Origin of the sequence: Archangium sp. (assembly GCF_036389735.1) — a bacterium.
In the GTDB taxonomy this organism is placed as follows: Bacteria; Myxococcota; Myxococcia; order Myxococcales; family Myxococcaceae; genus Archangium.
The window spans coordinates 1-1,665 of record NZ_DASVWK010000879.1; the positions used below are offsets into that span (position 1 = coordinate 1).

At 70.1% G+C, this 1,665-nt stretch carries 2 protein-coding genes; both read left to right on the forward strand.

Annotated features, from left to right (window positions below; translation table 11 throughout):
• The first annotated feature begins 226 nt into the window (after positions 1 to 226).
• Complete coding sequence (locus tag VF794_RS31545; protein WP_331116825.1) at positions 227 to 928, forward strand: YebC/PmpR family DNA-binding transcriptional regulator; 702 nt, start codon at positions 227 to 229, stop codon at positions 926 to 928.
• Between the two features lie 107 nt (positions 929 to 1,035).
• A partial coding sequence (locus tag VF794_RS31550) for a hypothetical protein (RefSeq protein WP_331116826.1) occupies positions 1,036 to 1,665 on the forward strand: 630 nt, incomplete at its 3' end.

A 1,665-nucleotide genomic window follows, 5' to 3' on the forward strand; every position in this document is an offset into this window, starting at 1 on the left:
CCAGGTCGTGAGCGACGGGGCCGATACGCTGGTCATCTCCGCCAAGGCGGACCTGGACCATAACGGTCTGTTCAACGTCCGGTCGGTCACCTACAAGCTGCGGGAAGGCACTTGGCAGTGGGACTCGGAGACCGAGACCCCCGATCCGTTCTGAGTCAGGCTCCAGGCCCGGCTCGCGCCGGAAACGACATGAACCCCGGCCTGGAATGAGGTAGGAGCCCCCTTCATGGGCGCTCAATGGAAGCACAAGGGCCGCACCGAGCATGCGGCCGCGAAGGGCCGGCTCTTCACCAAGCTGGTCAAGGAACTCATCGTCGCCGCGAAGGCGGGCGGTGCCGAGCCGGGCACCAACCCCCGCCTCCGCATGGCGATGGATCAGGCGAAGAAGGCCTCGATGCCGCGCGACACGCTGGAGCGCGCCATCAAGAAGGGGGCCGGCCTCCTGGACGAGCCGGTCAACTACGAGGTCGTCACCTATGAGGGCTTCGCGCCCCACCAGGTGCCGGTCATCGTCGAGTGCCTCACCGAGAACAAGAACCGCACCGCCACCAACATCCGGGTGCTCTTCCGCAAGGGACAGATCGCCACCACGGGCGCGGTGTCGTGGGACTTCAACCGCCTCGGCCTCATCGAGGCCACGCCTCCCGAGGGGGGGGCCGATCCCGAGGCCGCGGCCATCGAGGCGGGCGCCCAGGACCTGGAGGTCGCCGAGGAGGGCGCCACCCGCTTCATCACCGCCCCGACCGATCTCGACGCGGTGAGCCGCGCGCTGACGGGCCAGGGCTGGACGGTGAGCTCGCAGAACCTCGCGTGGGTGGCCAAGAACCCGGTGCACCTCGAGGGCGAGGCCCGGGCCGAGGTCGAGTCCTTCCTCGAGGCGATGGACGAGGACGACGACGTCCAGAACATCTACGTCGGCCTCAAGTAGGGCACCGAATGACGACGCTGGTGGAGTCGCACGCCCGGGTTCGGGCCCTGCTGTGTCGGGAATCCTCCCCGTCCCCACTGCCGATGACCTCCCGAGGAGACCTCGACGTGGTCGGGTCCCCCTCCACCGGCCATCGCTTCCTGCCCTTCCTGCCCTCCCACCTCCAGCTGGCGCTGGCCCTGGCGGCCCGCTTCATGGAGCTGGCCAACGCGCGGCCCGGCGAGGCGGGACTGGCGGCGGTGCTCGACGAGGCCGAGCGGCAGGCACACCAGGGAGACCTCGAATGGGTGAAGTACGCGCTGCGCGTCTTCCTCGCCCACCACCCCGAGGGCCGCGGGCTGCCCGTGCCCTCCCTGGAGGAGCGCGCTCCGCACCTGGTGCTGCCCTCTCCTTATAAGGAGCCACCCGGGCCCCGGAAGGCGGCGGCCGGCACCCCGAGCGCGGAGAGCTGGCTGTCCTATTTCCGCGAGGACGCCGCGCTCAACGATGCCCTCGACACGTGGCACGTGCTGTATCCGGCGGGCGGATACCCGGACCCCGCCGAGCCCCAACGCCGAGTCCTCCCGGAGCGGCGCGGAGAGCTGTTCTGGTACATGCACCAGCAGTTGCTGGCGCGCTACGACACGGAGCGGCTCGCGTTCGGCATGCCCCGCACCGTGCCCCTGGAGGACTACGCCTCCCCCATCAACGAGGGCTATGACTCACGGCTCCCGGGCTTCGCGCCCCGGCCCTCCGGT